At 69.8% G+C, this 23,290-nt stretch carries 19 protein-coding genes; 13 read left to right on the forward strand and 6 right to left on the reverse strand.

Annotated elements, in window-relative coordinates; all coding sequences use genetic code 11:
* Window position 1 precedes the first annotated feature (1 nt).
* Window positions 2-400 carry a DoxX family protein gene (locus FQ137_RS07990; protein WP_149291915.1) on the forward strand — a complete coding sequence of 133 codons (399 nt, stop codon included), beginning with the start codon at window positions 2-4 and terminating at the stop codon, window positions 398-400.
* A gap of 22 nt (window positions 401-422) precedes the next feature.
* On the opposite strand, the gene FQ137_RS07995 is transcribed toward FQ137_RS07990, so the two are convergent.
* Window positions 423-1,934 (reverse strand): dolichyl-phosphate-mannose--protein mannosyltransferase, encoded by a 1,512-nt coding sequence (locus FQ137_RS07995; protein WP_149291916.1) that lies wholly within the window; start codon window positions 1,932-1,934, stop codon window positions 423-425.
* A 66-nt stretch (window positions 1,935-2,000) separates the two neighbouring features.
* Here FQ137_RS07995 and rsmI point away from each other — a divergent pair, with 66 nt between their 5' ends.
* The gene (gene rsmI, locus FQ137_RS08000) at window positions 2,001-2,840 is read left to right on the forward strand and encodes a 16S rRNA (cytidine(1402)-2'-O)-methyltransferase (RefSeq protein WP_149291917.1); all 840 of its coding nucleotides are present in this window, start codon (window positions 2,001-2,003) and stop codon (window positions 2,838-2,840) included.
* Window positions 2,841-2,844: 4 nt separating this feature from the next.
* On the opposite strand, the gene FQ137_RS08005 is transcribed toward rsmI, so the two are convergent.
* Entirely contained in the window at window positions 2,845-4,095 is a 1,251-nt protein-coding gene (locus FQ137_RS08005; protein ID WP_149291918.1) for an aminodeoxychorismate synthase component I, read from the reverse strand.
* Window positions 4,096-4,196: 101 nt separating this feature from the next.
* Between FQ137_RS08005 and FQ137_RS08010 the strand changes: the two genes are divergently transcribed.
* The 8 genes from FQ137_RS08010 (at window position 4,197) to FQ137_RS08045 (ending at window position 15,184) form a co-directional block, all read left to right on the forward strand.
* Entirely contained in the window at window positions 4,197-5,933 is a 1,737-nt protein-coding gene (locus tag FQ137_RS08010; RefSeq protein ID WP_255583802.1) for a BCCT family transporter, read from the forward strand.
* A gap of 9 nt (window positions 5,934-5,942) precedes the next feature.
* Window positions 5,943-7,781 (forward strand): methionine--tRNA ligase, encoded by a 1,839-nt coding sequence (metG, locus tag FQ137_RS08015; RefSeq protein WP_149291919.1) that lies wholly within the window; start codon window positions 5,943-5,945, stop codon window positions 7,779-7,781.
* An 8-nt stretch (window positions 7,782-7,789) separates the two neighbouring features.
* Window positions 7,790-8,656: a TatD family hydrolase gene (locus FQ137_RS08020; protein ID WP_149291920.1), complete on the forward strand. Its 867-nt coding sequence runs from the start codon at window positions 7,790-7,792 to the stop codon at window positions 8,654-8,656.
* A gap of 225 nt (window positions 8,657-8,881) precedes the next feature.
* Window positions 8,882-10,057 carry a resuscitation-promoting factor gene (locus FQ137_RS08025; protein ID WP_149291921.1) on the forward strand — a complete coding sequence of 392 codons (1,176 nt, stop codon included), beginning with the start codon at window positions 8,882-8,884 and terminating at the stop codon, window positions 10,055-10,057.
* Entirely contained in the window at window positions 10,054-10,974 is a 921-nt protein-coding gene (gene rsmA, locus FQ137_RS08030; protein ID WP_149292719.1) for a 16S rRNA (adenine(1518)-N(6)/adenine(1519)-N(6))-dimethyltransferase RsmA, read from the forward strand. The genes FQ137_RS08025 and rsmA overlap by 4 nt, the downstream gene beginning before the upstream one ends.
* Window positions 10,975-10,984: 10 nt before the next feature.
* Window positions 10,985-12,058, forward strand: coding sequence for a 4-(cytidine 5'-diphospho)-2-C-methyl-D-erythritol kinase (locus FQ137_RS08035; RefSeq protein WP_149291922.1), 1,074 nt, complete (start codon window positions 10,985-10,987; stop codon window positions 12,056-12,058).
* A 2-nt stretch (window positions 12,059-12,060) separates the two neighbouring features.
* Window positions 12,061-13,992 carry an ABC-F family ATP-binding cassette domain-containing protein gene (locus FQ137_RS08040; protein WP_149291923.1) on the forward strand — a complete coding sequence of 644 codons (1,932 nt, stop codon included), beginning with the start codon at window positions 12,061-12,063 and terminating at the stop codon, window positions 13,990-13,992.
* A 604-nt stretch (window positions 13,993-14,596) separates the two neighbouring features.
* Window positions 14,597-15,184: an endonuclease domain-containing protein gene (locus FQ137_RS08045; protein WP_149291924.1), complete on the forward strand. Its 588-nt coding sequence runs from the start codon at window positions 14,597-14,599 to the stop codon at window positions 15,182-15,184.
* A 258-nt stretch (window positions 15,185-15,442) separates the two neighbouring features.
* On the opposite strand, the gene FQ137_RS08050 is transcribed toward FQ137_RS08045, so the two are convergent.
* The gene (locus tag FQ137_RS08050) at window positions 15,443-16,144 is read right to left on the reverse strand and encodes an HAD hydrolase-like protein (protein WP_149291925.1); all 702 of its coding nucleotides are present in this window, start codon (window positions 16,142-16,144) and stop codon (window positions 15,443-15,445) included.
* 325 nt (window positions 16,145-16,469) lie between these two features.
* Here FQ137_RS08050 and ppk2 point away from each other — a divergent pair, with 325 nt between their 5' ends.
* From ppk2 to FQ137_RS08065, 3 genes are all read left to right on the forward strand, one after another.
* Window positions 16,470-17,387: a polyphosphate kinase 2 gene (ppk2, locus tag FQ137_RS08055; RefSeq protein WP_223146495.1), complete on the forward strand. Its 918-nt coding sequence runs from the start codon at window positions 16,470-16,472 to the stop codon at window positions 17,385-17,387.
* 135 nt (window positions 17,388-17,522) lie between these two features.
* Window positions 17,523-18,566: an enoyl-CoA hydratase/isomerase family protein gene (locus FQ137_RS08060; protein ID WP_149291926.1), complete on the forward strand. Its 1,044-nt coding sequence runs from the start codon at window positions 17,523-17,525 to the stop codon at window positions 18,564-18,566.
* Between the two features lie 57 nt (window positions 18,567-18,623).
* Window positions 18,624-19,766 carry an AI-2E family transporter gene (locus FQ137_RS08065; protein WP_149291927.1) on the forward strand — a complete coding sequence of 381 codons (1,143 nt, stop codon included), beginning with the start codon at window positions 18,624-18,626 and terminating at the stop codon, window positions 19,764-19,766.
* A gap of 12 nt (window positions 19,767-19,778) precedes the next feature.
* On the opposite strand, the gene FQ137_RS08070 is transcribed toward FQ137_RS08065, so the two are convergent.
* The 3 genes from FQ137_RS08070 to FQ137_RS08080 all read right to left on the reverse strand — a co-directional run bounded on the left by FQ137_RS08070 (window position 19,779) and on the right by FQ137_RS08080 (window position 23,239).
* Entirely contained in the window at window positions 19,779-21,479 is a 1,701-nt protein-coding gene (locus FQ137_RS08070) for a serine hydrolase (RefSeq protein WP_149291928.1), read from the reverse strand.
* Between the two features lie 103 nt (window positions 21,480-21,582).
* Window positions 21,583-22,470 carry a cytochrome c biogenesis CcdA family protein gene (locus tag FQ137_RS08075; protein WP_149291929.1) on the reverse strand — a complete coding sequence of 296 codons (888 nt, stop codon included), beginning with the start codon at window positions 22,468-22,470 and terminating at the stop codon, window positions 21,583-21,585.
* A gap of 4 nt (window positions 22,471-22,474) precedes the next feature.
* Window positions 22,475-23,239, reverse strand: coding sequence for a thioredoxin domain-containing protein (locus FQ137_RS08080; protein ID WP_255583803.1), 765 nt, complete (start codon window positions 23,237-23,239; stop codon window positions 22,475-22,477).
* Window positions 23,240-23,290: the final 51 nt, after the last annotated feature.

A 23,290-nucleotide genomic window follows, 5' to 3' on the forward strand; every position in this document is an offset into this window, starting at 1 on the left:
GATGGAGACCCTCCGCGACGCCGCGATCCTCCTGGCCCGCGTCGGCCTCGGGGTGGTGTTCGCGGCCCACGGGTGGCAGAAGTTCTTCACGCTCGGTCTGAACCGGGTGGGGGAGCAGTTCGCGGGCTACGGCATCCCACAGCCGGCCGTCACCGCCGCGATCGTGGCCGGCGTGGAACTGGTCGCCGGGGCCGCCCTCATCGCCGGCCTCCTCACGCCTTTGGCCGGAATCCTGCTCGGCGTCGACATGGCCGGGGCGTTCTACTTCGTCCACGCGACCAACGGGCCGTTCATCACGCAGAACGGATGGGAACTCGTGGTGGCGCTCGGCGTGGGGGCGTTGCTCGTCGCGGCGGTCGGCGCGGGCCGGTTCAGCATCGACAGGGTGCTGGGCGGCTGACGCCCGCCGGCACGTGGGCCCGTCAGCGCCAGGAGGGCAGCCAGAGTTGGTGACTCCACTCGGTCTGGGTGATGGGCATGCCCGAGAGAATGGGTAGCGCGTAGATGAAATTCACCGCGACCAGCGCCAGGTACAGGCACACGATGCTGCGACCGATCAGTTGCCGCCCGGACGAGTCGGTGGCCTTACCCGCGATTTCGCCCAGTGCCAGGGCGATCATCATCACGAAGAACGGCGCCATGACCGCGGCGTAGAAGAAGTACATCTGCCGATCATGCTGGAAGAACCACGGTAGGTACCCGGCTGTGTAGCCCACCAGTGCGAAGGCGTAGCGGCCGTCGCGGCAGACCACCGCGCGCCAGAATGCCCACGCCAGAACAGGGACCGCCAGCCACCAGATGGCGGGCGTGCCCAGGAGCATGATCGCCCGGACGCACGAGGCCTCCCCGCATCCGGCGACGTCGTCGCCCTGTTCGACGTAATAGAGCATCGGGCGCAAGCTCATGGGCCAGGTCCACGGCTTGGACTCCCAGGGGTGCCGGTTACCGGCCGAGGTGGTCAGCGAGGAGTGGAAGTCCAGCACCGACGACTGGTAATACATCCACGACTGCAGCGCGTCGGGAATCCAGTTGTCCTCGACCTTGTCTCCCACGACATGCCGGTAGACCGAGTTCTCGTCGGCGAACCAGGGCAGCCACGTGAACATGTAGAGAAGCGCCGGCCACACCACGAGGGTGAGGAAGGCCGGCACCGCGTCGCGGAGCAACGCACCGGCGAGAGGCCGCTGTATCGCGTATCGGCTGCGCAGCGCCCAGTCCCAGGCCACACTCATGAGGCCGAAGAAAGCGATGAAGTACAGGCCGGACCATTTGACACCGAGCGCCAGGCCCAGCATGACGCCGGCCGCGAACCGCCACCAGCGGAATCCCAGGCGCGGCCCGAGGGGTGACAGGTGAAGTCGGCCCTCGACGGCGGCGCGGTGCATACGTGTGCGCATCCGGTCCCGGTCGACCAGCAAGGCGCCGGCGGCCGCGACGACGAACAGCACCTGATAGATGTCCAGCATGCCGATACGGGACGTCACGAAGGTGACGCCGTCGAGGCAGAGCAGCAGCCCGGCGACCAGGCCGAGCTGGGTCGATCTGGTCAGTCGGCGGGTGATGCGCATGACCATGAGCACGACGAGAACCCCGGCCAGGGCCGCGGTGAACCGCCAGCCCATCGGGGTGTAGTCGAAGAGCATCCCGCCGATGGACTGGATCTGCTTGGCGACCGGGGGGTGGACGACCAGGCCGTAGGCGGGGTTCTCCTCGATCCCGAGCTGAGCGACGTTGTACGACTGCGGTGCGTAGTGCTTTTCGTCGAACACCGGGGTGCCCTTGTCCGTGGCCGAGGTCAGGCCCCAGAAGCGGGAGACGAACGCCAGGGCCAGGATGACGCCGGTGACGATCCAGTCGCGGGTCGTGTCGACCGGACCGGTGTCCGGGGCGGGCAGCGGGCGTCCTGGTGAGCGCACGCCGATGGTCGAGGTCACAGGCCGAGCATAGTGGGGGCCCCGCGACGGGCGGGGACGCGCCCGCCCGGGGATAGGGTGGTCGTCATGACGTCCGGACGTGTCGTGTTGGCGGCCACCCCCATCGGCAACCCGGCCGACGCCTCGGACCGGCTGCGCCAGGTCCTGACGACAGCCGATGTGGTGGCCGCGGAGGACACCCGCCGGCTGCGCTCCCTGGCTACGGCCCTCGAGGTCACCATCGGCGGCCGCGTGATGAGCTTCTTCGAGCACAACGAGGCGGGACGTGTACCCCAGTTGATCGAGAGGGTCCGCGCCGGGGACGTGGTGGCGGTGGTGACCGATGCCGGGATGCCGGCGGTGTCGGACCCGGGGTACTCGCTGGTCGTTGCCTGTATCGAGGCTGGGCTGCCGGTGACGTGTCTGCCGGGTCCGTCGGCGGTCACCACCGCGTTGGTGCTCAGCGGGCTCCCGGTCGACCGTTTCTGCTTCGATGGTTTCCCGCCGCGGCGGGCCGGTCGGCGCCGCACGTGGCTGGCCCGGTTGGCGGCGGAGGAGCGCACGTGCGTGTTCTTCGAGTCGCCGCACCGCCTGGCCGACACGCTCGCCGAGGCCGCGCAGGTACTGGGCGCGGATCGCCGGGCCGCGGTGTGCCGGGAGCTGACGAAAACCTACGAGGAGGTCCTGCGGGGCACCCTGGGCGAGCTCGCGGAGCGGACGGCCGGGGGCGTGCTGGGGGAGATCGTCGTGGTCGTCGAGGGCGCCGAGTCTGCCGCGTCGGGTGCGACGCTTGAGGATCTCGTGGAGATCGTGGAGGAGCGGGTCGAGGCCGGCGAGCGACTCAAGGACGCGTGCGCTGTTGTCGCCGAGGGGGCGACGGTGACCAAGCGGGAGCTGTACCAGGCGGTACTCGACTCACGCGGCTGACGGCTCATGCCGGCCAGGGTGCCGGGCCACCACCCCAGGTGAACGCCGCCTTGTGGACGCACTCCTCCCATTCGGCGTCTGGGTCGGAGTCGATGGTGATGCCGCCGCCCACGCCCATCTCCACCCGCCCGTCCGGCGCCACCTCCAGAGTGCGGATCGCCACCGACAGGTCGAGCTCCCCGGGACCGGCGATGCCGATCGCGCCGCAGTGCAGGCCCCGGGCCCGCGGCTCCCACTCGGCGATGAGCTCGCGGGCGCGCAGCTTGGGGGTGCCGGTGACGGAGGCGGGCGGGAACGTGGTGTCCACGAGCTCGGCGTGCGGCACGCCGGTCCGCGCGGCGACGGTCGAGACCAGGTGCCACACTCCGGGTGCCTCCCGGACGGCGAGCAGTTCGGGAACGGTCACCGAACCCAGGTCGGCGGTGCGCCCGAGGTCGTGGCGGACCAGGTCGACAATCATGATGTTCTCCGCGACGTCTTTCTCCGACGCGCGCAGCAGCTCGGGGTCGGCGGCCAGGGGCAGGGTGCCCTTGATGGGCGCGGACCGCACGTCGCGGCCTTGGCGGGTCAAGTACGTCTCCGGGGAGAGCGAGACGACCGCCCCCCACGGTCCCGCCAGGAACGCCGCCCGCCGGGCTCGAGTTCGCCGCCACAATGCGCTGAACAGTGCGATCGGCTCGCCGTGCAGGCGGCCGTCCAGCCGGGTGGACAGGCAGGCCTGGTAGATCTCGCCAGCCCTGATCGCCTCGAGGCAGGACGTGACCGCTGCCTGGTGGGCGGACCGATCCGGGGCGGCCCAGTCGGGGGTGGCGACTTCGTCGTCGTCGCCCTCTCTCGGTCGGACGTCCAGATCCCCGGGGGCGGGGACCGTACCCCGCGCGCTCCAGTGGCCGTCATGTCCGAGCATGAGGATCCCGTCGGCCCGTCCGGATACGGCTTCGGGCAACAGCCGTCGGGCGCCGGGCGGGACGTCCGGATAGGAACGGAATCCCACCGTGAAGGGCGCCTCGTCGGCCATGGGGCCGCCGGGGCGGGTGGGGGAGCCACGGTCGGGATCGACGACGAGGTGGTCACCTGCGAAGACGTGCGCAGGATCGACGGGTGACAGATCGACTGACGGGGCGATCACTGCGGCTGCGCCGAGCCAGTCCCCGAACAGAGCCGCTGGCGGCGGGAGTTCCTCGCGCTCGGCGCGGCGCGCGCAGGCGTGGAGGACGGCGAGCGGATCCGGCGGCAACTCCGCCCAGTTGTGCACCCCAATAACCTGGCAGACAGGGGCCCTCGGGGTCCAACCCGGGCGATCGTGAAGGAGACATTAACCGGCCCGGGTTCCGGTTCCGTGCTAATGCTGTCTAGGTGACCACCACACCTGAGAAGTCCTCCCCGCCCTCGCGACCCGAGCGACCAGACAGTCCAGCGACAGGCGCCGAATCACCGTCGCTCGCGATCAGCTACGGGGTGTTCATCCCCGCGTTGGTCCTGGTCGGGATCGTGCTCGTGTGGGGATTGGGATTCACCGAATCCTTCCAGAGCGCGGCCACGGCCGCGTTCGACTGGACAGCCAGGAGCGTGGACTGGCTCTTCGTCCTGGCGGCGACGCTGTTCGTGGCGTTCATCCTGTGGCTCGCGCTGAGTAAATACGGCAACGTGCGCCTCGGCCCGGACGGGGAGCGGCCGCAATTCCGCACCACCAGCTGGATCTCGATGATGTTTGCGGCCGGCATGGGCATCGGTCTGATGTTCTACGGCGTGTCCGAGCCGCTGTCGCACTACATCGACACGCCGCCGGGCGCCCGGCCCGGGGTGACCACGGCAATGGCCACCACCACCTTCCACTGGACCGCCCACGCCTGGGCCGTGTACGCGGTGGTGGGACTGGCGCTCGCGCTCACCGCGTACCGGTACGGCGGGCGTCACCTCATCTCCAGCGCGTTTGTGCCCCTGATGGGCGAAAGACGCGCGCAGGGCTGGCAGGGCAAGGTCCTCGACGTCCTGGCGATCTTCGCGACCGTCTTCGGCACCGCGGCTTCGCTGGGCCTGGGTGCCCTGCAGATCCGCGCGGGCCTGGCCGAGACCGGGACCGTATCGGCTGAGAGCGCTGCGGTCGCCGTCGGGATCATCATCGTGCTGGGCATGTGCTTCGTGCTCTCGGCGGTGTCCGGAATCGACCGCGGTATCCAGTTGCTGTCCAACATCAACATGGTCCTCGCAGTAGCTCTGGCCCTCTTCGTCCTGGTCGCCTCCGGGTCGGCGGTGTTCATGCTCGACCTGGTTCCGACCTCGTTGGCCGGCTACATCGGTTCCTTCTTCGACATGGCCTCGCGTACCGGGGCCAGCGTTGACGGCACTGCGGGCGAATGGCTCTCCGGCTGGACGGTCTTCTACTGGGCGTGGTGGATCTCCTGGTCGCCGTTCGTGGGGATGTTCCTGGCCCGCATCTCGCGCGGCCGCACCGTCCGCGAGTTCGTGGTGGGCGTCCTCATCGTGCCCAGCGTGCTCAGCATCCTGTGGTTCGCGATCTTCGGCGGCGCAGCCCTCAACCTCGAGCTCAGCGGGCGCAGCATCTACGGCGACGGCGACTCGACACTGCAGCTGTTCGCCATGTTCCGCGAGCTGCCCTTCACCACGATCCTGTCGTTCGTCGCGGTCGTCCTCATTTCCATCTTCTTCGTCACCGGTGCCGACTCGGCGTCGATCGTCATGGCCGGGATGTCGCAGAACGGAGCGGAGAACCCCAAGCGCTGGTTGGTCGTCCTGTGGGGCGCACTCACCGCGGCAGTCGCGATCCTCATGCTGCTGCCCGGCCTGCGGTCCGGGGAGCCGGAGAGCGCGCTGAGCAGCCTCCAAAACCTCACGATCATCGCCGCGTCACCGTTCGTCCTGGTGCTGGGCGCGCTGTGCGTGTCCATCGTCAAGGCACTGTCGCAGGATCCGTTCATCACCGAGAAGGTCTACCTGCTGCCCAAGTCCGAGCGGGACCGGCTGGACAAGCGGTCCGCGCCGTGGGCCGTCCGGGGCGGCGACGAGCCGCACACCACCGGCTCCGGGGCCGGGGGGACCACCTCCTCAGGTGACGGGTCCACCACCGCCTAGTCTGTAGGCATGGCGAAGACAGTCCTCACCGCGGTCGCATGGCCGTACGCGAACGGCCCTCGGCACATCGGACACGTCTCGGGATTCGGGGTGCCGTCGGACGTCTTCTCGCGTTACCAGCGGATGGCCGGCAACGACGTTCTGATGGTCTCGGGCACCGACGAACACGGCACGCCCCTTCTCGTGCAGGCCGAGAAGGAGGGCGTGTCCGTCCAAGAGTTGGCGGACCGCTACAACCGGGTGATCGTGGACGATCTCGCCGGGCTCGGGCTGAGTTACGACCTGTTCACCCGCACCACCACGCGGAACCACTACGCCGTGGTGCAGGAGTTGTTCCGCGGGTTGCACAGCAACGGGTACATGGTGGCCAAGACCACCACCGGCGCGGTGAGCCCGTCCACCGGACGTACACTGCCGGACCGGTACATCGAGGGCACCTGCCCGATCTGCGGATACGACGGTGCCCGCGGCGACCAGTGCGACAACTGCGGCAATCAGCTCGACCCGGCGGACCTGAAGAACCCCGTCTCCAAAATCAACGGTGAGACCCCCAAGTTCATCGAGACTGAGCACTGGTTCCTGGACCTGCCCGCGCTCGCGGACTCGCTCGGGGACTGGCTGAAGGGGCGTGAGGACTGGCGGCCCAACGTCCTGAAATTCTCCCTCAACCTGCTCAAGGACCTGCGTCCGCGCGCGATGAGCCGCGACATCGACTGGGGCATCCCCATCCCGGTGGAGGGCTGGCAGGACCGCGGCGACAAGAAGCTGTACGTGTGGTTCGACGCCGTAGTCGGCTACCTGTCCGCTTCGATCGAGTGGGCGTGGCGGTCCGGCGAGCCCGAGGCGTGGCGGCGCTGGTGGACGGACCCCGAGGCGGTCTCCCACTACTTCATGGGCAAGGACAACATCACGTTCCACTCGCAGATCTGGCCGGCCGAGCTCATCGGCTACGACGGCCGGGGCGCCCACGGCGGCGAGCCGGGGGCGCTGGGCGCACTCAATTTGCCCACCGAGGTGGTCTCGAGCGAGTTCCTCACTATGTCCGGGTCCAAGTTCTCCTCCTCCCGCGGCGTAGTGATCTACGTGCGCGACTTCCTCGCCGAGTTCGGGCCGGACGCGCTGCGCTACTTCATCTCCGTGGCCGGGCCGGAGAACCACGACACCGACTTCACCTGGGACGAGTACGTGCGCCGGACCAACTCCGAGTTGGTCGGCGGGTGGGGCAACCTCGTCAACCGCACCGTGTCCATGGCGCACAAGAACTTCGGGGAGATCCCCCGCCCCGGCACCTTGACCGATCTCGACGCCGAGCTGTTGCGCGACGCCGAGTCCGCGTTCGCCACCGTGGGAGCGCACCTGGAGCGCTCACGGTTCAAGGCTGGTGCCACCGAGGCGATGCGCATCGTCGGCGCCGCAAACCGCTACATCGCCGCGACCGAGCCGTGGAAACTGGCCAAGGAGCCAGATCAGCGCGACCGTCTGGGCACCGTCCTGCACACCGCACTGCAGGTGGTCTCCGACGCCAACACGCTGCTCACCCCGTACCTGCCGTCGGCAGCGCAGCAGATCCACGGCGCGATCGGAGGGCAGGGCGTGTGGGCAGCGGCCCCGCAGGTGCACGAGGTGACCGATGACATGCCGGTCGAACTCGTCGGTTCCGGGCTGCCCGACGCCGGCCGCAGTTACCCCGTGATCATGGGGGACTACGCATCCGAGCAGGCCCGGTGGGCGCGCACGGAGATCACCCCCGGCAGGCCGCTGGCCAAGCCCAGCCCGCTGTTCGCCAAGGTTGACCCCGAGCTGGCCGAGACCGGTCCCAGCTGGGCGCCGATCCAGCAGGAGGACTGACAGACCGTATGGGTAAGCGAAAATCCCGCCCCACCCCGGTCCTGCCCGAGCCGCTACCCGGGCTCGTCGATGCGCACACGCACCTTTACTCCTGTGGACACCGCACGGCGGACGAGGTGCGCGCCGCGGCCGACCGCGCCGCGCTCGCGGGCGTGGCGGCGATGGTCACCGTGGGCGACGACCTGGCCGAGTCCGAGGCCGTGGTGGCAGCCGCCGAGGCCGACGAGCGGGTGTACGCCGCCGTGGCCGTCCACCCCACCCGCGCCCGCGAGGTCACCGACCCCGAGCGCGGCGAGCAGGTGCGGACGCGCCTGCGTGAACTCGCCGCCCACCCGCGCGTCGTCGCGGTGGGGGAGACCGGACTGGATCATTACTGGGTCGGCACGATGGACGGCTGCGCCGAGCCGGCCGAGCAGGAGGAGTCCCTGCGTTGGCACGCCGGGCTCGCTGCGGAACTGGGCAAGTGCCTGATGATCCACAACCGCGAGGCCGACGCGGACCTCATGCGGGTGCTCTCCGAGGTCGCCGGGCCGGGATCCGGCGTGCCGAGCGTGATGCTCCACTGCTTCTCCTCCCCCCTCGAGGTCGCGGTGGAGGCGCTGGAGCGCGGGTACGTGCTGTCCTTCACCGGGAACGTGACCTTCAAGGCCAACGATCACCTGCGCGAGGCGGCACGCCTGGCCCCGGCGGGGCAGCTGCTCGTGGAGACCGACGCCCCGTACATGGCGCCCGAGCCGTTTCGTGGGGCCCGTAACGAGCCCGGCCTGGTCGGCTACACCGCCCGCGCGATCGCGGAGGTGCGCGGGCAGACGCCCGAGGAGTTCGTCGCGGAGGTGGCGGACACCGCCCGCGCCGTGTTCGGCCTGACCGTCTGACGGGCGACCCGCGCCACCGGCCAGAGACCCTGTGGCGAGTGGTGCTCGAGAGGCCCGAGTGGCGAATGTAACGGAACGTGACCTGAATGTGTCGTCATCGTCGGCTCGTTCGCGCATGTCAGGCGGGTCACGTTGCCGCCGCACGACCGGTTCGTTACGCTACCGTGATGAAACGCGATCGGCTGTACGGCCGCTCACGGGACTATCCGAGGAGAGAACCGACCAGTGGTTGACGACGCACGGACCGACACCCCCGAGGGCACCAAGGGCCTGCTCGCCCCCATTCAGCGGATCCACCGGTCCCGCTCGACGATGCTGCGACTGTCCGTGGCAGGGATGCTCACCACGCTGGTCGTGGGCGGCGTCGCGGCAGTGAACCAGCGCACCCAGTACACCCTGGAGGTCGACGGCGAGCAGCTCGAGTTGGTCACCTTCGGCTCCGACGTCCGGGCCGCACTCGCCGACGCCGGGTACACCGTCGACGAGCGTGACGTTGTGATCGCCCCCAGCGACCGCCTCGGCGACGGCGACACCGTCACCCTCCTGCGCGCACGGCCCGTCACGGTCGAGGTCGACGGACGAAGCGAGCAGGTGTGGACCACCGCCACCACCGTGGCCGACCTGGTGGCCGAGCGTGGCGACGTCCCACCCCGTAGCTACGTCACCCCACGCATCGACTCGCCGGTCCCGCTCGACGGCGCCAGCGTTTCCGTGGTCACCCCGCGCGAACTACTGCTGTCCGACAACGGCGGCCCCGCCACTCCGATGTCCTCGCCCGGCGAGACAGTCGGCGAGTTCCTCGAACGTGCCCGCATCACCCTCGGCCCGCAGGACACCGTCACCCCCGCCCCCGATGCCCCCGCCGAGCCGGGCACCCCCATCACCATCACCCGCGTGACGACCGCGGTAGAGAAGGTCGTCGAGCCCTTCGAGGCTCCCGAGCGGACCATCGACGACCCGGAGGCGGTCGAGGGCGAGCGCACCGTCACCGAGTCCGGCGTCCCCGGCGAGCGCGAGGTGCAATACTCCGTCACCCGCGTCAACGGCGTCGAGACCGGGCGCGAGCGCAGCTCGGAGAACATCCTCACCGAGGCCCGGCCCGCCGTCGTCCGCGTGGGCACCAAGCCCCGTCCGGCCGTGCCGGAGCCCTCCAACGGTGGGGTCTGGGACTCGATCGCCGCGTGTGAGTCGGGCGGCAACTGGAGCATCAACACCGGGAACGGGTACACCGGCGGGCTGCAGTTCGCGGCCAGCACCTGGCTCGCGTACGGCGGCGGACAATACGCACCCACCGCCGACCAGGCCAGCCGTGAGCAGCAGATCGCGATCGCCGAGAAGGTCCAGGCAGCACAGGGGTGGGGCGCCTGGCCGGCCTGCACCGCGAAGCTGGGCCTGCGCTGACCGGCCCGGACGCGACCTTCCGCGGGCAAGCCGAGCCACTCGGCCCGCAGGAGGTGCGCGCGCTCGCGGAGGAACTGGGCATCAAGCCCACCAAAGCTCTCGGGCAGAACTTCGTCCACGACGCCAATACGGTCCGCAAGATCGTCACGGCCTCCGGTGTGGGCCGCGACGACACGGTGATCGAGGTCGGGCCCGGCCTCGGCTCTCTCACCCTGCCGTTGCTCGACGCCGCTGGTCGCGTGGTCGCCGTGGAGATCGACCCGGTGCTGGCCGGGCGGCTGCCCCGGACTGTCGCCGAGCGGGCGCCGCTGCTGGCCGACGCGTTGACCGTCGTGGGCGCCGACGCCCTGGCCGTCGCCGGCACTGATCTGGGGGACCCGCCGCCCACCGCGCTGGTGGCCAACCTGCCTTACAACGTGTCGGTGCCAGTGCTGCTGCACATGCTCGCCGAGGTGCCCACCCTGCGTACTGCGCTGGTGATGGTGCAACTCGAGGTGGCCGATCGACTGGCCGCCGCCCCAGGCTCCCGCGTCTACGGCGTGCCGAGCGTCAAGGCCGGGTTCTTCGGCACCGTCCGCCGGGCGGGGACCGTTGGCCGCAACGTCTTCTGGCCCGTGCCGAACGTCGAGTCGGGTCTGGTGCGGATCGACGCGTACCCCGAGGCGCCGTGGGACCTGGGCGCCAATCACCGTCGGCGGGTGTTCGCGGTGGTCGACGCCGCGTTCGCCCAGCGCCGCAAGACCCTGCGTGCCGCCCTGTCCGGGTGGGCGGGCTCCGGCGCCGACGCCGAACTCGCGCTGACCGAGGCCGCGGTTGACCCGAAGGCCCGGGGAGAGCAGCTCACCACCGCCGACTTCGTCCGTATCGCGGAGGCGGCGGTGCGGCTCGGGATCGGTCCGGCGCACCGCGAGCCGTAGGCTGGTGGTCATGTCCCGCGACGCCTCCACCTCCGCCGGCGCGCGCGCCGTGACGGCCGTCGCCCCCGCCAAGATCAACCTCCACCTCGCAGTGGGGGACGTGCGCGCCGACGGTTTCCACGACCTGCTCACCGTGTACCGGGCCGTGGACCTGTGGGAGCAGGTCACCGTCGAGCTCGTCGGTGAGCGTAGGTCCGGCGCCCGTGGCGACACGGTCGCGGCAGAGCGCGGCGGGGTCGACGACGGCGACGACGACACCATCATCGTCACCGGACCCGGCGCCCCGCAGGTGCCCACGGACCGGAGCAATCTCGCCGCGCGGGCGGTCGATCTGCTCCGCGAGGAAGCCGGGTCGGACGCCCGCATCGCGATCCGGATCCACAAGGGCGTCCCCGTGGCCGGCGGGATGGCCGGCGGGAGCGCGGATGCCGCGGCCGCACTCGTGGCCACGGACCGGCTGCTCGGTCTGGGATTGGGTCGGGCGGCGTTGGAGGAGCGGGCCGCCCACCTGGGCAGCGACGTGCCCTTCTGTATCCGCGGCGGTACGGCGCTGGGCACCGGGCGCGGCGAGAAGGTGGCCACGCTGCTGCACGCCCGCGCCGAACAGCACATCGTGCTCGCCCTGGCAGACGGCGGACTGTCCACCCCGACGGTGTTCGCCGAACTCGACCGACTGCGCGCCGAGCGCGGTGAGGTCGACCCGATCCACGCGGGTGACGCCCCTGCCCGCTCGGGCGCGCCCGGCCGCGGCCTGCCGCGCGCGGCCGGGGTCGAGCCGCTCGTCGAGGCCCTCGCCGGCGATAACCCGGCCGCCGTGGCCGGGCTCCTGGCGAATGACCTGGAGCCCGCGGCGCTGGCGCTCATGCCCGCCCTGCGTAGGACGCTGCGCGCGGGCCGGGAGGCGGGAGCCCTCCGCGGCATGGTGTCCGGCTCCGGACCCACCTGCCTGTTTTTCTGCACCGACCGAGACCACGCGATCGCCGTCGCCGCCGAGATCAGCGAGCACGGCGTCGCCCGCGAGGTCCGCGTGACCCGCGGCCCGGTCGGCGGCGCACGCATCGTCGACGACCCCACAGGAAAGTAGAGATGGCCCCCACCAACCTCATCAACCTCGAGCAGTGCTCGATCTCCTTCGGGATCAGGCAGGTGCTCGACAACGTCTCACTGGGCGTCAACGCCGGCGACCGTATCGGCGTCGTCGGCCTCAACGGTGGTGGCAAGACCACCCTGCTGGAGATCCTTACCGGCGTGACCGAGCCCGACTCCGGGCGTGTCTCGCAGGTGAGCGGCCTGCGGATCGCCGTGGTCACGCAGCGCACCGAACTCGCCGCAGACACCGTGGGGGAGGCAGTGGTCGGCAGGCTCGGCCTGGCCGTTCACGAGTGGGCCGGCGACGCACGAGTCCGCGCGGTGCTCGACGGCATCGGCATCCACGACCTCGGACTAGACACCCCGGTGGCGGACCTGTCCGGCGGTGAACGACGCCGGGTGTCGCTCGCGGCGGCCCTCGTGCAGGACCTGGACCTGCTCGTGCTGGATGAGCCGACCAACCATCTCGACGTCGAGGGCGTCCAGTGGTTGGCCGACCACCTCGTCGCGCGATCGAGTGCCCTCGTCGTCGTCACACACGACCGCTGGTTCCTCGACACGGTCGCCACCCGCACCTGGGAGGTCGTCGACGGCCACGTCGAGCAGTACGAGGGCGGCTACAACGACTGGGTGTTCGCCCGCGCCGAGCGCGATCGCCAGTCTGCGGCCACCGAGTCGCGCCGCCAGAACCTCATGCGCAAGGAACTCGCCTGGCTCCGCCGCGGCGCGCCCGCACGAACCTCCAAACCCCGCTATCGCATCGAGGCCGCCGAGGCCCTCATCAAGGACGTGCCGCCGCCCCGCGATTCGCTACAACTGTCGAGCTTCGCGGCGCGACGCCTGGGCAAGGTCGTGGTGGAACTCGAAGACGTGCGGTTGGACGCACCCGACGGCCGCACCCTCGTCGAGGACCTCACCTGGCGGCTGGCGCCCGGCGAGCGTGTGGGCTTGGTCGGTGTCAACGGCTCCGGCAAGACCACGCTCCTGCGGGCCTTGGCAGGAGAGGCCCCGTTGGCGGCGGGTACGCGCAAGGAGGGCAAGACCGTCCGGATCGGGTGGCTGCGCCAGGAACTCGACGACCTGCCACTGGACCAGCGGGTGCTCGAGGCGATCGAGGACGTCGCCACCCGCGTGTCGTTCGGCGCCGACGAGCTCACCGCCTCCCAGCTGGCCGAGCGGCTCGGATTCTCGCCAGCCCGGCAGCGCACGCCCGTCGGCGACCTGTCCGGTGGCGAACGACGACGGCTGCAGCTCACGCGCGTGCTCATGGCCGAGCCCAACGTGCTGCTGCTCGACGAGCCCACCAACGACCTGGACATCGACACGCTGCGCCAACTTGAGGACTTGCTCGACGGCTGGCCCGGCACGATGGTCGTGATCTCCCATGACCGTTACCTCGTCGAGCGGATCTGTGACTCGGTGTGGGCACTTTTCGGCGACGGCCAGCTCACCAACCTGCCACGCGGCATCGACGAGTACCTCGAGCGCCGCCGGGTGGCGGGGGCCGCGGGCGACTCGGGCAAGGTCTCCCGGTCGGCTCCTGTCGCGGACGCAGGCGCCGGTGGAGGCGCGGTTGGTGGCGCGGTCGGTGGTGGCGCCGCCGGCACAGGAGCATCCGCGCCGGGGCTTACCGGCCCCGCGGGAGCCGGCGCTGCGTCCGGGTCGGGCTCTGTCACTCCAGGCTCCGGCTCGGGCCTGAGCTCGGCCGAGGAGCGTGCGTTGACCAAGGAGATGTCCAAGATCGAGCGCCAGATGGGCAAGCTCGACAAGCGCGAGGCCGAACTTCACAAGTCCATGGCCGCAGTCTCCGAAGGCGCCATGGACACCGCGAAGCTGGCCGACCTGGACCGGGAGCTCAAGGACGTCGCCGCCGAGAAGGACTCCCTCGAGGAACGGTGGATGGAGCTGGGCGAGCAGATCGAGGGCTGATCGCCCGCCATCCCGCTCGCGGCACATCCCGCTCGTCGCATGTCCCGCTTGCCGCCCGTCCCGCTCGCCGCCCGTCCCGCTCGCCGCCCGTCCCGCTCGCCGCCCGTTCAGCTCGCCGCACGTCCAGCCATGGTGTTTTGGTAGCAATCACGGACATATTGGTGGCGTGCACGTAGCCCCCTCAGGCTTCTTGCCCCACTGAGTGCTACCAATTTCACCTGAGCGTCTGTGGATGGTCGTCATCCCTTTTCACAGTCATCGCACCGGCCGGATTTGAGAGCGTTCCCCGCGGGAAGCTCATCATGTGACCTCGAATGATCCGGCACGACCCTTTATCGGCAGCTACGCGCTGGCAGCGGGCCGTGTGACAAAACATGCCTTGCGCTCCTCGTACAGCAGAATCTTTCCGGACGTGTACACCGAAGCGTCCGCTCCGATAGACGCGTTGACCCGTGTCCGCGCGGCAGCGCTATGGGCGCCGCCCGGGTCGATCGTCTGTGGACTGGCGGCCGCGCACCTGCATGGTGAGCGGTGGTACTCCCCGGAGTCGCTGCTAGGCGAGGTCGACATTTATACAGTCGGCCCTACACACTCGCCTCCCGGAGTGCGTACACGCAGACTCAGGAGTTCGCTGCCCCAGGGGCAGCGTGACGTGCGCTCCGGCATCGCCTGCACCTCAGTCGCGAGGACGGCGATTGACATCGCGAGGTGGGAGGACGACGACGAGAGGGCAATCGCGAAGGTCGACGCCGTCTGCAACAGGGCTCGGATGAACGTGTCCGAGGTGCGGGCACTCGCGTCCACACTGAGCGGACTGCACGGACTGCGTCGAGTGCGGGACCTCCTGCGCGAGTGCGATCACAGTGCGGACTCGCCGCGGGAGACGAGGCTGAGGCTCATCCTCAACCGATCCACGTTGCCGAACCCGATTCCGCAGTTGGCCATCTACAACGAGCACGGGGTGAGGGTGACAGTCGCGGACTTCGGGTATCCGGAATCGCGGGTAGCGATCTTCTACGACGGGGAGGTCCACCGTCGGCAGTCCACCTGGGAGCACGACGCGCGAGTCAACGCCGAGTTGGCTGAACTGGGCTGGCAGGTCATCCGCGTCACGGCGCAGATGCTGCGTAGCCACGCCACGGTCATCCGTCAGATCGAGGCGGCATTGTGTCGTGGGCGGGCCGCGCCGTAGCTTGAGCGCGACTCGGGAGGAGACTGTTCAATTTGGTCGCAGTCAGGGCGGCGCGATACCTGATAGCGCGATCTGGCTGCTCCCAAACTCGGCGTATTTGCTATCAGGCAGAAGGCATCACATAGCGAATGTCAGATATGGCGTGGGGCGTGGGCGGCGTGGTGCCTGGGCTGCTGAGTGCGGAGTGGGTGGCGGGGGACAGGGGCGGTTGGGGCCGCGTGGGCGGCGCAGAGGGCGGCCGCGGGGAGGGGCCGCAGGTCAGACGGTGGCGTGGATCGCGGTCAGCAGCGCGTCGGGGTCGGTGAGGTCCGGCAGGACTGCGTGGGCCCCGGCGGCGTGGAGGTCGTCGGCGGAGACCCTGCCGGTGGCCACGGCGACACACGCGGCGCCCGCGTCGAGTGCGCCGCGAACGTCGTGGACGTGATCGCCGACGATCACGGCCTGCTCGGGGCTGACGTCGAGGCCGCGGGTCCGGGCGGCAGCGATGGCGTCCCGGACGAGGAGGGCGCGGTCGGCGTGATGATCACCGAACGCGCCAAGGCCGGGATCGGGAAGTCCGTGGAAACCACAGAGCCGCAGCTTGAGAAGCGCGGTCCGGCGCATGTTGCCCGTGACGATCCCCTGGTGCAACCGCGGGTACTCGGCCAGAGCGGCGACCGCCTCGTGGGCGCCGGGTAGGGGACCGCCACCACCGGCGAGGAGATCGTGCCCGAAGATTTCGCACCTCCGGGCAACAGCCTCCATCAGGGCGAAGACCATCTCGTCGTCGTGCAGCTCCACCCCGTTCCTCTCGAGCAGGTCGGTGAGGATCGCCCGGTCGGTCCGCCCGGCGAAGGACGCCCCCATGACGGGGTCGCGGCCGAGGAAGTCGGCGAGTGTCGGCGCGATCATGCGAGCGCCGAAGCCAGCCGGGTCGAGGAGGGTAAGGTCCAGATCCCACAAAACCAGTACGGTGGTCATTTCTCGAACGCCTCCACTAGCGGGGACAGCCAGGTGACGAGCAGGTGGCGTAGAGGACGGGGTCGCGGGGTCGCACCCCGCCAGTATTCCGGACTCCGTGTGCGAGTGCCTCACAAGGGACGGAACGCCCCGCGCCCGCGGGACCAGCGCCCGCTCCGCGCCCGCTCCGCGCCCGCTCCGCGCCCGCTCCGCGCCCGCTCCGCGCCCGCTCCGCGCCCGCTCCGCGCCCGCGTCGCCCCCACAGGAGCCGCGGGAGAGGATGTACGAGAACTGTCATCTTCCGCGTCCGGACCGGAGAGACGGGTGGGGCTCGTAGGATCGGGCCATGAGCAGCAAGAAGCCGGCTGGCAAGAACGGCAAGTCAGACAAGCACTCAAAGGCCTCCGCGTCCAAGAGCGGCCCGAACAAGAGCGGCCCCAAGAAAAAGGACCTGCTCCCCAGCGGTCTGGAGAAGCTCCCGAAGAAGGCGTACGAGAACGAACTCGAAAGGCTACAGGCAGAGCTGGTCGAGATGCAGGCTTGGCTCAGGGAGACCGGGAACCGGCTGGTCGTCGTGTTCGAGGGGCGCGATGCCGCAGGCAAGGGCTCGGCGATCAAGCGGATGACGCAGTACCTCAACCCGCGGCACGCCCGGGTCGTGGCGCTGCCGGCCCCGACGGACGTGCACAAGACGCAATGGTATTTCCAGCGCTACATCGAGCACCTGCCGGCGGCCGGGGAGATCGTGATCTTCGACCGGTCCTGGTATAACCGGGCCGGCGTGGAGCGGGTGATGGGCTTCTGTACGCCCGACGAGTACCGCCGGTTCCTGCACCAGGCGCCGATCTTCGAGCGACTGCTGGTGGAAGACGGGATCATGCTGCGCAAGTACTGGTTCTCGGTGTCCGACGAGGAGCAGGAGCGCCGCTTCCAGTCGCGGCACGAGGACCCGATGCGACGGTGGAAGCTCTCGCCGATGGACCTGGAGTCCATCAACCGGTGGGAGGAGTACAGCCGAGCCAAGGACGAGATGTTTGTCCACACCGACATCCCCGAGGCGCCGTGGTTCACGGTCGAGTCGGAGGACAAGAAGCGTTCGCGGATCAACGTCATCTCGCACCTGCTGTCCACGGTGCCGTGGGAGCAGCTCGAGCCGCCCGAGTTCGATATCCCTGAGCGGCCGGAGGGGTCGAACTACGAGCGTCCGCCGCGCGAGGAGTTTAAGTATGTGCCGGACGTGGCCTCGCAGTTGTTGGAGGAGTGACCGCCCGCGCAGTGTCCGCGCACCGCTGGCGCAGTGCCCGCGCAGTGTCGCCCGTGCCGGACGCGCCGGGGGCAACGAAGTAGGAAATCCTAGTATCTGCGCGCTGGCCTGGGCACGGCCTGACATTATGGAGCCATGAGCGATTACGTCATCAGCCGGCGTGAAGGCCGGATACAGCACATCATCTTGGACCGCCCCAAGGCCCTGAACTCGCTGGACCTGCCCATGTGCCGGGCCCTGCACACCGCGCTGGACGAGGCCGCTGCCGACACGGGCGTCGAGGCCGTCGTCACCACCAGCACCTCGGAGAAGGCGTTCTGCGCGGGGGGCGACATCCGTGCGCTACGGGACGCGGCGGTGGCCGGCGAGCACGAGAAGAATCACGAATTCTTCTCCGAGGAGTACGCGATGGACGCCGCGTACCACTACCACCGCGTTCCCACCGTCGCCGTCATCCACGGGGTAGCGATGGGCGGCGGTCTGGGCATCTCGATCAACGGTTCGCACCGCGTCGTCACCAAGAAGGTCATGATGGCCATGCCGGAGACGGCGATCGGCTTCATCCCCGACGTCGGTGCCAGCCACTTCCTGCCTCGCCTGTGTGGAGGGGGCCCGCGTGGCCTGGCGGTCGCGATCTACCTGGGCACCACGGGCGTGCGGATGAACTCCGCCGACGCCCTCTACACCGGCCTGGCCACCCACCTGATCGACGACGACGAGCGCAACGCCTTCGTCGACGCCATTGCAGCCAACGGCGTGGCAGACGCGCTGGATCGATTCACCCTGGACCACTCCGCAGCAGGGGAGTCCGCCGTCGAGGCGAACATCGAGCGCATCGAGGACGTCTTCTCCCGCGACACCGTGCAGGAGATGATCGCGGCGCTCGAGGCCGGAGAGCAGGACGAGTGGGCCACCTCCACGCTCGAAATGCTGCGATCGCACTGCCCGACGTCGGTCATCGCCACCATCGAGTTGCTGCGCGCTGGCGCGAAGGCCGAGGACCTGCGGGAATGCCTGGCAGGCGAGCTGGCCCTGGGTGCGTGGATTACCGCTCGCCCGGATTTCGTCGAGGGTGTGCGCGCCGTGGTGATCGATAAGGACCGCAATCCCACCTGGGTTCCCGCGGACCTTGACGCCGTGGACGTTGATGGAATCCGTTCGGCGCTCGCGAGGAGCTGATCGGGCTACTCTGAGCAGCGTCCGGCGCATGGGACGCCGCCACCTGTGAGGAGAGCCATGGCCACCATCGGTGACGGTACGCGCGACCCGGAGGTGTTCGCGCCCCACGAAGAGCCCAAAGGCTGGGGAATCGCCGGTGTCACGGTGGTGTCGTTGGCAGCCTTCTTCGTGGTGCTGTGGGGGATCTCCTCGTACTCCCACATCATCATGCCGGCGTTTCTGGCGCTCAACCTGGTCATCGCGGCCCAGCCCCTGCAGCGGTTGCTGGAGCGGGCCGGGCTGCCCCGGTGGGGCGCGATGATCGTCGTCCTGGTGGTCCTCTACCTGCTCCTGGTCGCGCTGGTCGGGATGCTGGTGTGGGCGCTGTGGGTTGCCGCTGACGAGATTCCGCAATACCAGGACAAGTTCGTCGATCTCTATGACCAGTCCCTCGCGTTTCTGGCCACGTTCGGCGTGAGTGCCGACCAGGTGGCGGCGAGCCTTCAGGGCGTGCTGGACCCCGGCACCGTCATCGGGGCGGTGCAAAACGTGGCGGGGCAGCTGTCCGCGGCGGGCGGTCAGCTCGCCATTCTGGTGATCGCACTGACCTTCCTCGTCTTTGACCTCCCGGGGATCTCGAGTCGCCGCGCCGTGATCGCCCGGCAGAGACCGCGTCTCGCCGACGCCCTCGGCGCGTTCAGTGACGGTGTCAAGTCGTACTGGATCGTCTCCACCGTTTTCGGCCTCATCGTGGCTGTCATGGATGTGATCGCCCTGCTGGTCCTCGGCGTCCCGCTCGCCCTGGTGTGGGGCGTGCTGGCGTTCGTGACGAACTACATCCCCAACATCGGCTTCGTGCTGGGTCTGGTTCCTCCGGCGCTGTTCGCGCTTCTCACCGGCGGCCCCGTGGACGCCATCTGGGTCGTGGTCATCTACTGCGTGGTCAATCTCGTCATGCAGAGTTTCATCCAACCCAAGTTCACCGGGGACGCCGTCGGGTTGACCCCGAGTGTCACGTTCCTGTCGCTGGTGTTCTGGTCCGTCGTGGCGGGCGCGCTCGGGGCGATCCTCGCGGTCCCGCTCACCCTCGCAGTCAAGGCGCTCCTCGTGGACGCCGACTCCAGGCTGTCCTGGCTGTCGATTTTCCTCACAGCTCCGGACGCGGAATCAAAGCGTGATCGGCGCCGCGCGATGCGATTGCAGGCGGCCCGGCGGCCGTAGTCGAGGTCGAAGTCAGGCGCCGGGTTCGTCGACGTCGACGCGGGTGAAGGTGCCGAGGCCGTTGCTGTCGAGCAGTTCCACGGTCACCCTGTCGCCGTCGAAGGTGACGCTGCTGCGGGATCCCGGCGGCCAGTTCTCGCCGAGGGGACGCACGGCAAAGCTGTCACCGTCCCAGTGTTCGAGTGGCCACACGAGTGGGCCCGGGCCCACGGCCACGGCCAGAGCGGGACCGGCGGCGGGGTCGTCGACCGGCTTCTGCCCGGGTGCCCCAGCGACGCGGCGGATCTCGATCTCGCCGAAGTAGTCGTTGCGGTACGTGCCTACCAGCCTGTCGACCGGCCGGGGCGGCGTCGGTGCGGAAGGCTGCCGCGTGGAGACCAGGTCGCCCACCGGGGCCATGAGCGGGCCCAACGCCTCCGCGTACAGATCCCGCCACTGCAGGGTCGGGTCGCCGTACTGTGCGTAGTCGGCGATTCGTGCGTTGATCGTCTCGGCCACCCCGACCGGAGAGGCGTTGGTCAGGGTGATGATGCCCAGATCCAGCGCCGGCATCATGAGCATCGCGGTGCCTGCGCCGAGAGTGAACGCCCCGGAATGACTCCACTGGACCCGACCGGACGAACTGGTCGAGATGTCGAACCCGTAGCCGTAGCTTCCGGTGCGGTCCGCCGCGGACCGCGGGGGTGCGGACACTGCCTGCGGGGTCAGCGCCTGTCGGAGAGCGGGGGAGGGGACCACCTGCTGGCCACCGGGCGCCTTGCCGTCGTCGAGCACCATCGCCATCCACCGGGCCATGTCCGTCACCGACGAGCTCAGTCCACCCGCGGGGGCCTGGGCGTCCGGATCGCGGGCGGGGTCGGCCGGGACCCACTCGCCGGACGACTCGCCCGACTCGGCTGCGGGGGCCCGGACGTGGCCGACGGCGCGGTTCTCGCGATCGACCAGGTCCTCGTGGGAGAACGAGGTGTCCCGCATCCCGAGCGGGTCGAAGATCCGTTGGCGGCCAAGCTCCGCCCAGGGGGTCCCGGCGGCGACGGCCACGGCCTCGGCCCCCGCGGTCAGCCCGAAATTGGTGTAGGCGTACGAGGTGCGAAAAGGCTCCAGCGGCAGGCGTCGGAGGCCGTGGAGGATCGCCGGCCGCTCGTATCCGACGTCCTCGAGGTCATCTCCCGCGTGCTCGGGCAGACCTGATCGGTGCGCGAACAGGTCACCTACCGTGACCTCGGCCGTCACGCGCGGATCGGACAGTGCGAACCACGGCAGGTACTCGAGCACGGGCGTCGACCAGTCGACCTCGCCCGCGGCGGATTCGGCGGCCACGACCGTCGCGCTGACCGACTTGGAGATCGAGGCCAGCGGGAAGACCGTGCGTTCGTTCACGTTCTCGCCGGTCTCGACGCTGCGCACGCCGAAGCCCTCGGCCATCGACACCTCGCCGTCGTGCACTACCGCGACGGCAGCACCCGGCACGCCGGAGGCCTCGAGCTCCTCCTCGACGATGTCGGCGACCTTGCCGATCGCGTACTCGATGCGGTCCTCCGAGACCTCCAGTCCGGAGTACGCCGCGGGACTCTGGCCGGGTTCGGGCTTGGGCAGGGGGCTGCCGCACGCGGCTGCGGTCAGCGCCACGGCGACACCGGCGGCCACGATCCGTGAGGAACGCCCCGGCAGGTGACGTCTCCGCACGCCCGGCGCGGCCGAATCGCTGGTCATGACCCCAGATTAGTCGCACCTAGGATGACTCCGGATCAGGCTCGCGTGGGAGTCCCAACGGCCGTCTACCGGACGGTGGCACTGCTGACTTTGCGCGGTCCGCTCACGCGTCGCTCCCGGTCCGGAGCGTCGGGGTCTCGGGTAGCTGCAGCCCGCCCGCCTCGGGGCGGGTCCGCCGGCGGCGGCGCACGATGAGCCAGCCGAGTCCAGCCACCGCCGAGGCCACCGCGACGACGGCCCAGTCGGGGACCCGGGAGGCCTCCTGCAATACGGCTCCCTCCAGTGCGGCCTGATCGGATGCGCCGAGGATTCCGCCGAGCTCGGTGGTGCCGGCGGTGACCAGCAGCAGGACGCCGACGGCGATGGTCAGCGCGCCGCCGATCAGCCCGGTCCAGGTGTTGGTCCAGCGCCCGATCCTCACCTGGCGCGGTCGGACGAGGGTGCGGACCGCCGGCAGGCGTCCCCACAGCAGTGCGAGGACCACCAGCGGTAATGCCATGCCGGCGGCGAACACCAGTACGATGATCCCACCGGTGAGTGCCGTCCCCGACACCGCTGCCACGGTCAGCACCGCCCCGAGCAGCGGGCCCGCGCAGACACCGGCCAGCCCGTAGACCGTGCCGAGCGCGTAGACGGCCGTGACGGAAGTGCCACCCTCGGCCCCGCCCGAACCACTGGCGCGGCCGTTCGTGCGCAGGAATGGCACGGGGACGTTGAGCAGCATGACCGCGCCGAGCGCGATGACGATCACCGAGGCCACGGTCACGACCGTGAACCGGTGGGTGTTGACGAACGCCCCGAGCGTCCCGGCGAGCACGCCGAGCGGCACCAGGGTGGTGATGAGCCCCAGGTAGAACACTCCGGTTCGGGCCAGTAGCGCACGTGGGCTCACGAACGCGTAGGAGAAGAACGCGGGCAACAGCATTGCCGAGCAGGGGCTGAGCAGTGTCAGCGTCCCGCCGAGGAACGCCCCCAACAGTCCGATGTCCACGGGGTCAGCCGGCGGCCGCGACGGCCTCGTCGAGGTACTCGCGGAACGTCGATGCGGGCTGGGCTCCGGACAGCGCGGTCTGGCCGGCGACGAAGAACGGCACCGCGGTCACGCCGAGCTGTTGGGCCTGCTGCGTGCCCGCGCGGACCTTCTGCTCGAGCGCCGGGTCGTCGAGGTCGGCGGTGAAGCGCGCGATATCGGGGACCCCGACCTGCTCGGCGAAGTCGATGAGCACGTCGCGGGTGAGGTCGGCGTGGCCCTTCTCGGGGGCGTCGCCGAAGATGGCGGTGGTGTATTCGACGTAGCGATCCTGGTTTGCGGCGGCCTGCGCCGCGACGGCGGCGTCCACGGACTGCTCGCCGAAGTAGGCGACGTCGATGAACTCGATGCGCACCTTGCCGGTGTCCACGTAGTCGGCGATCAGCCCCGGCAGTGTGTCGCGGCTGAAGGCGGCGCAGAAGGGGCAACGTAGGTCGATCCACTCGGTCATGACGACGGGCGCGTCGACGTTGCCGATCGCCTTCGGGTCCGTCGCGTCGCGGCGGACGAACTCCATGTCGCCGGCGGCGCTCTGGGCCGGCTCACCGGACTCGCCGGTGTCGGTGGTCACCGCGGCTGGCTCCTCGGCAGCGGAGGAGCCCTCGACCATCTGGGCGACGACCACCACCGCGAGGAAGACGGCGACGGCGCTGAGGACCCAGTTCAGGATTCGGGATCGCCGGTAGTTGGCCTCCAGTGTGTGGCGTGACGGGGTGTTGGGGGTACTCAATGATCGGCCCTCTCCTGGGTCAGTCGTCCACCGGACCACACGACTATGGCA

The sequence above is a fragment of the Dietzia sp. ANT_WB102 genome (assembly GCF_008369165.1).
GTDB lineage: Bacteria > Actinomycetota > Actinomycetes > Mycobacteriales > Mycobacteriaceae > Dietzia.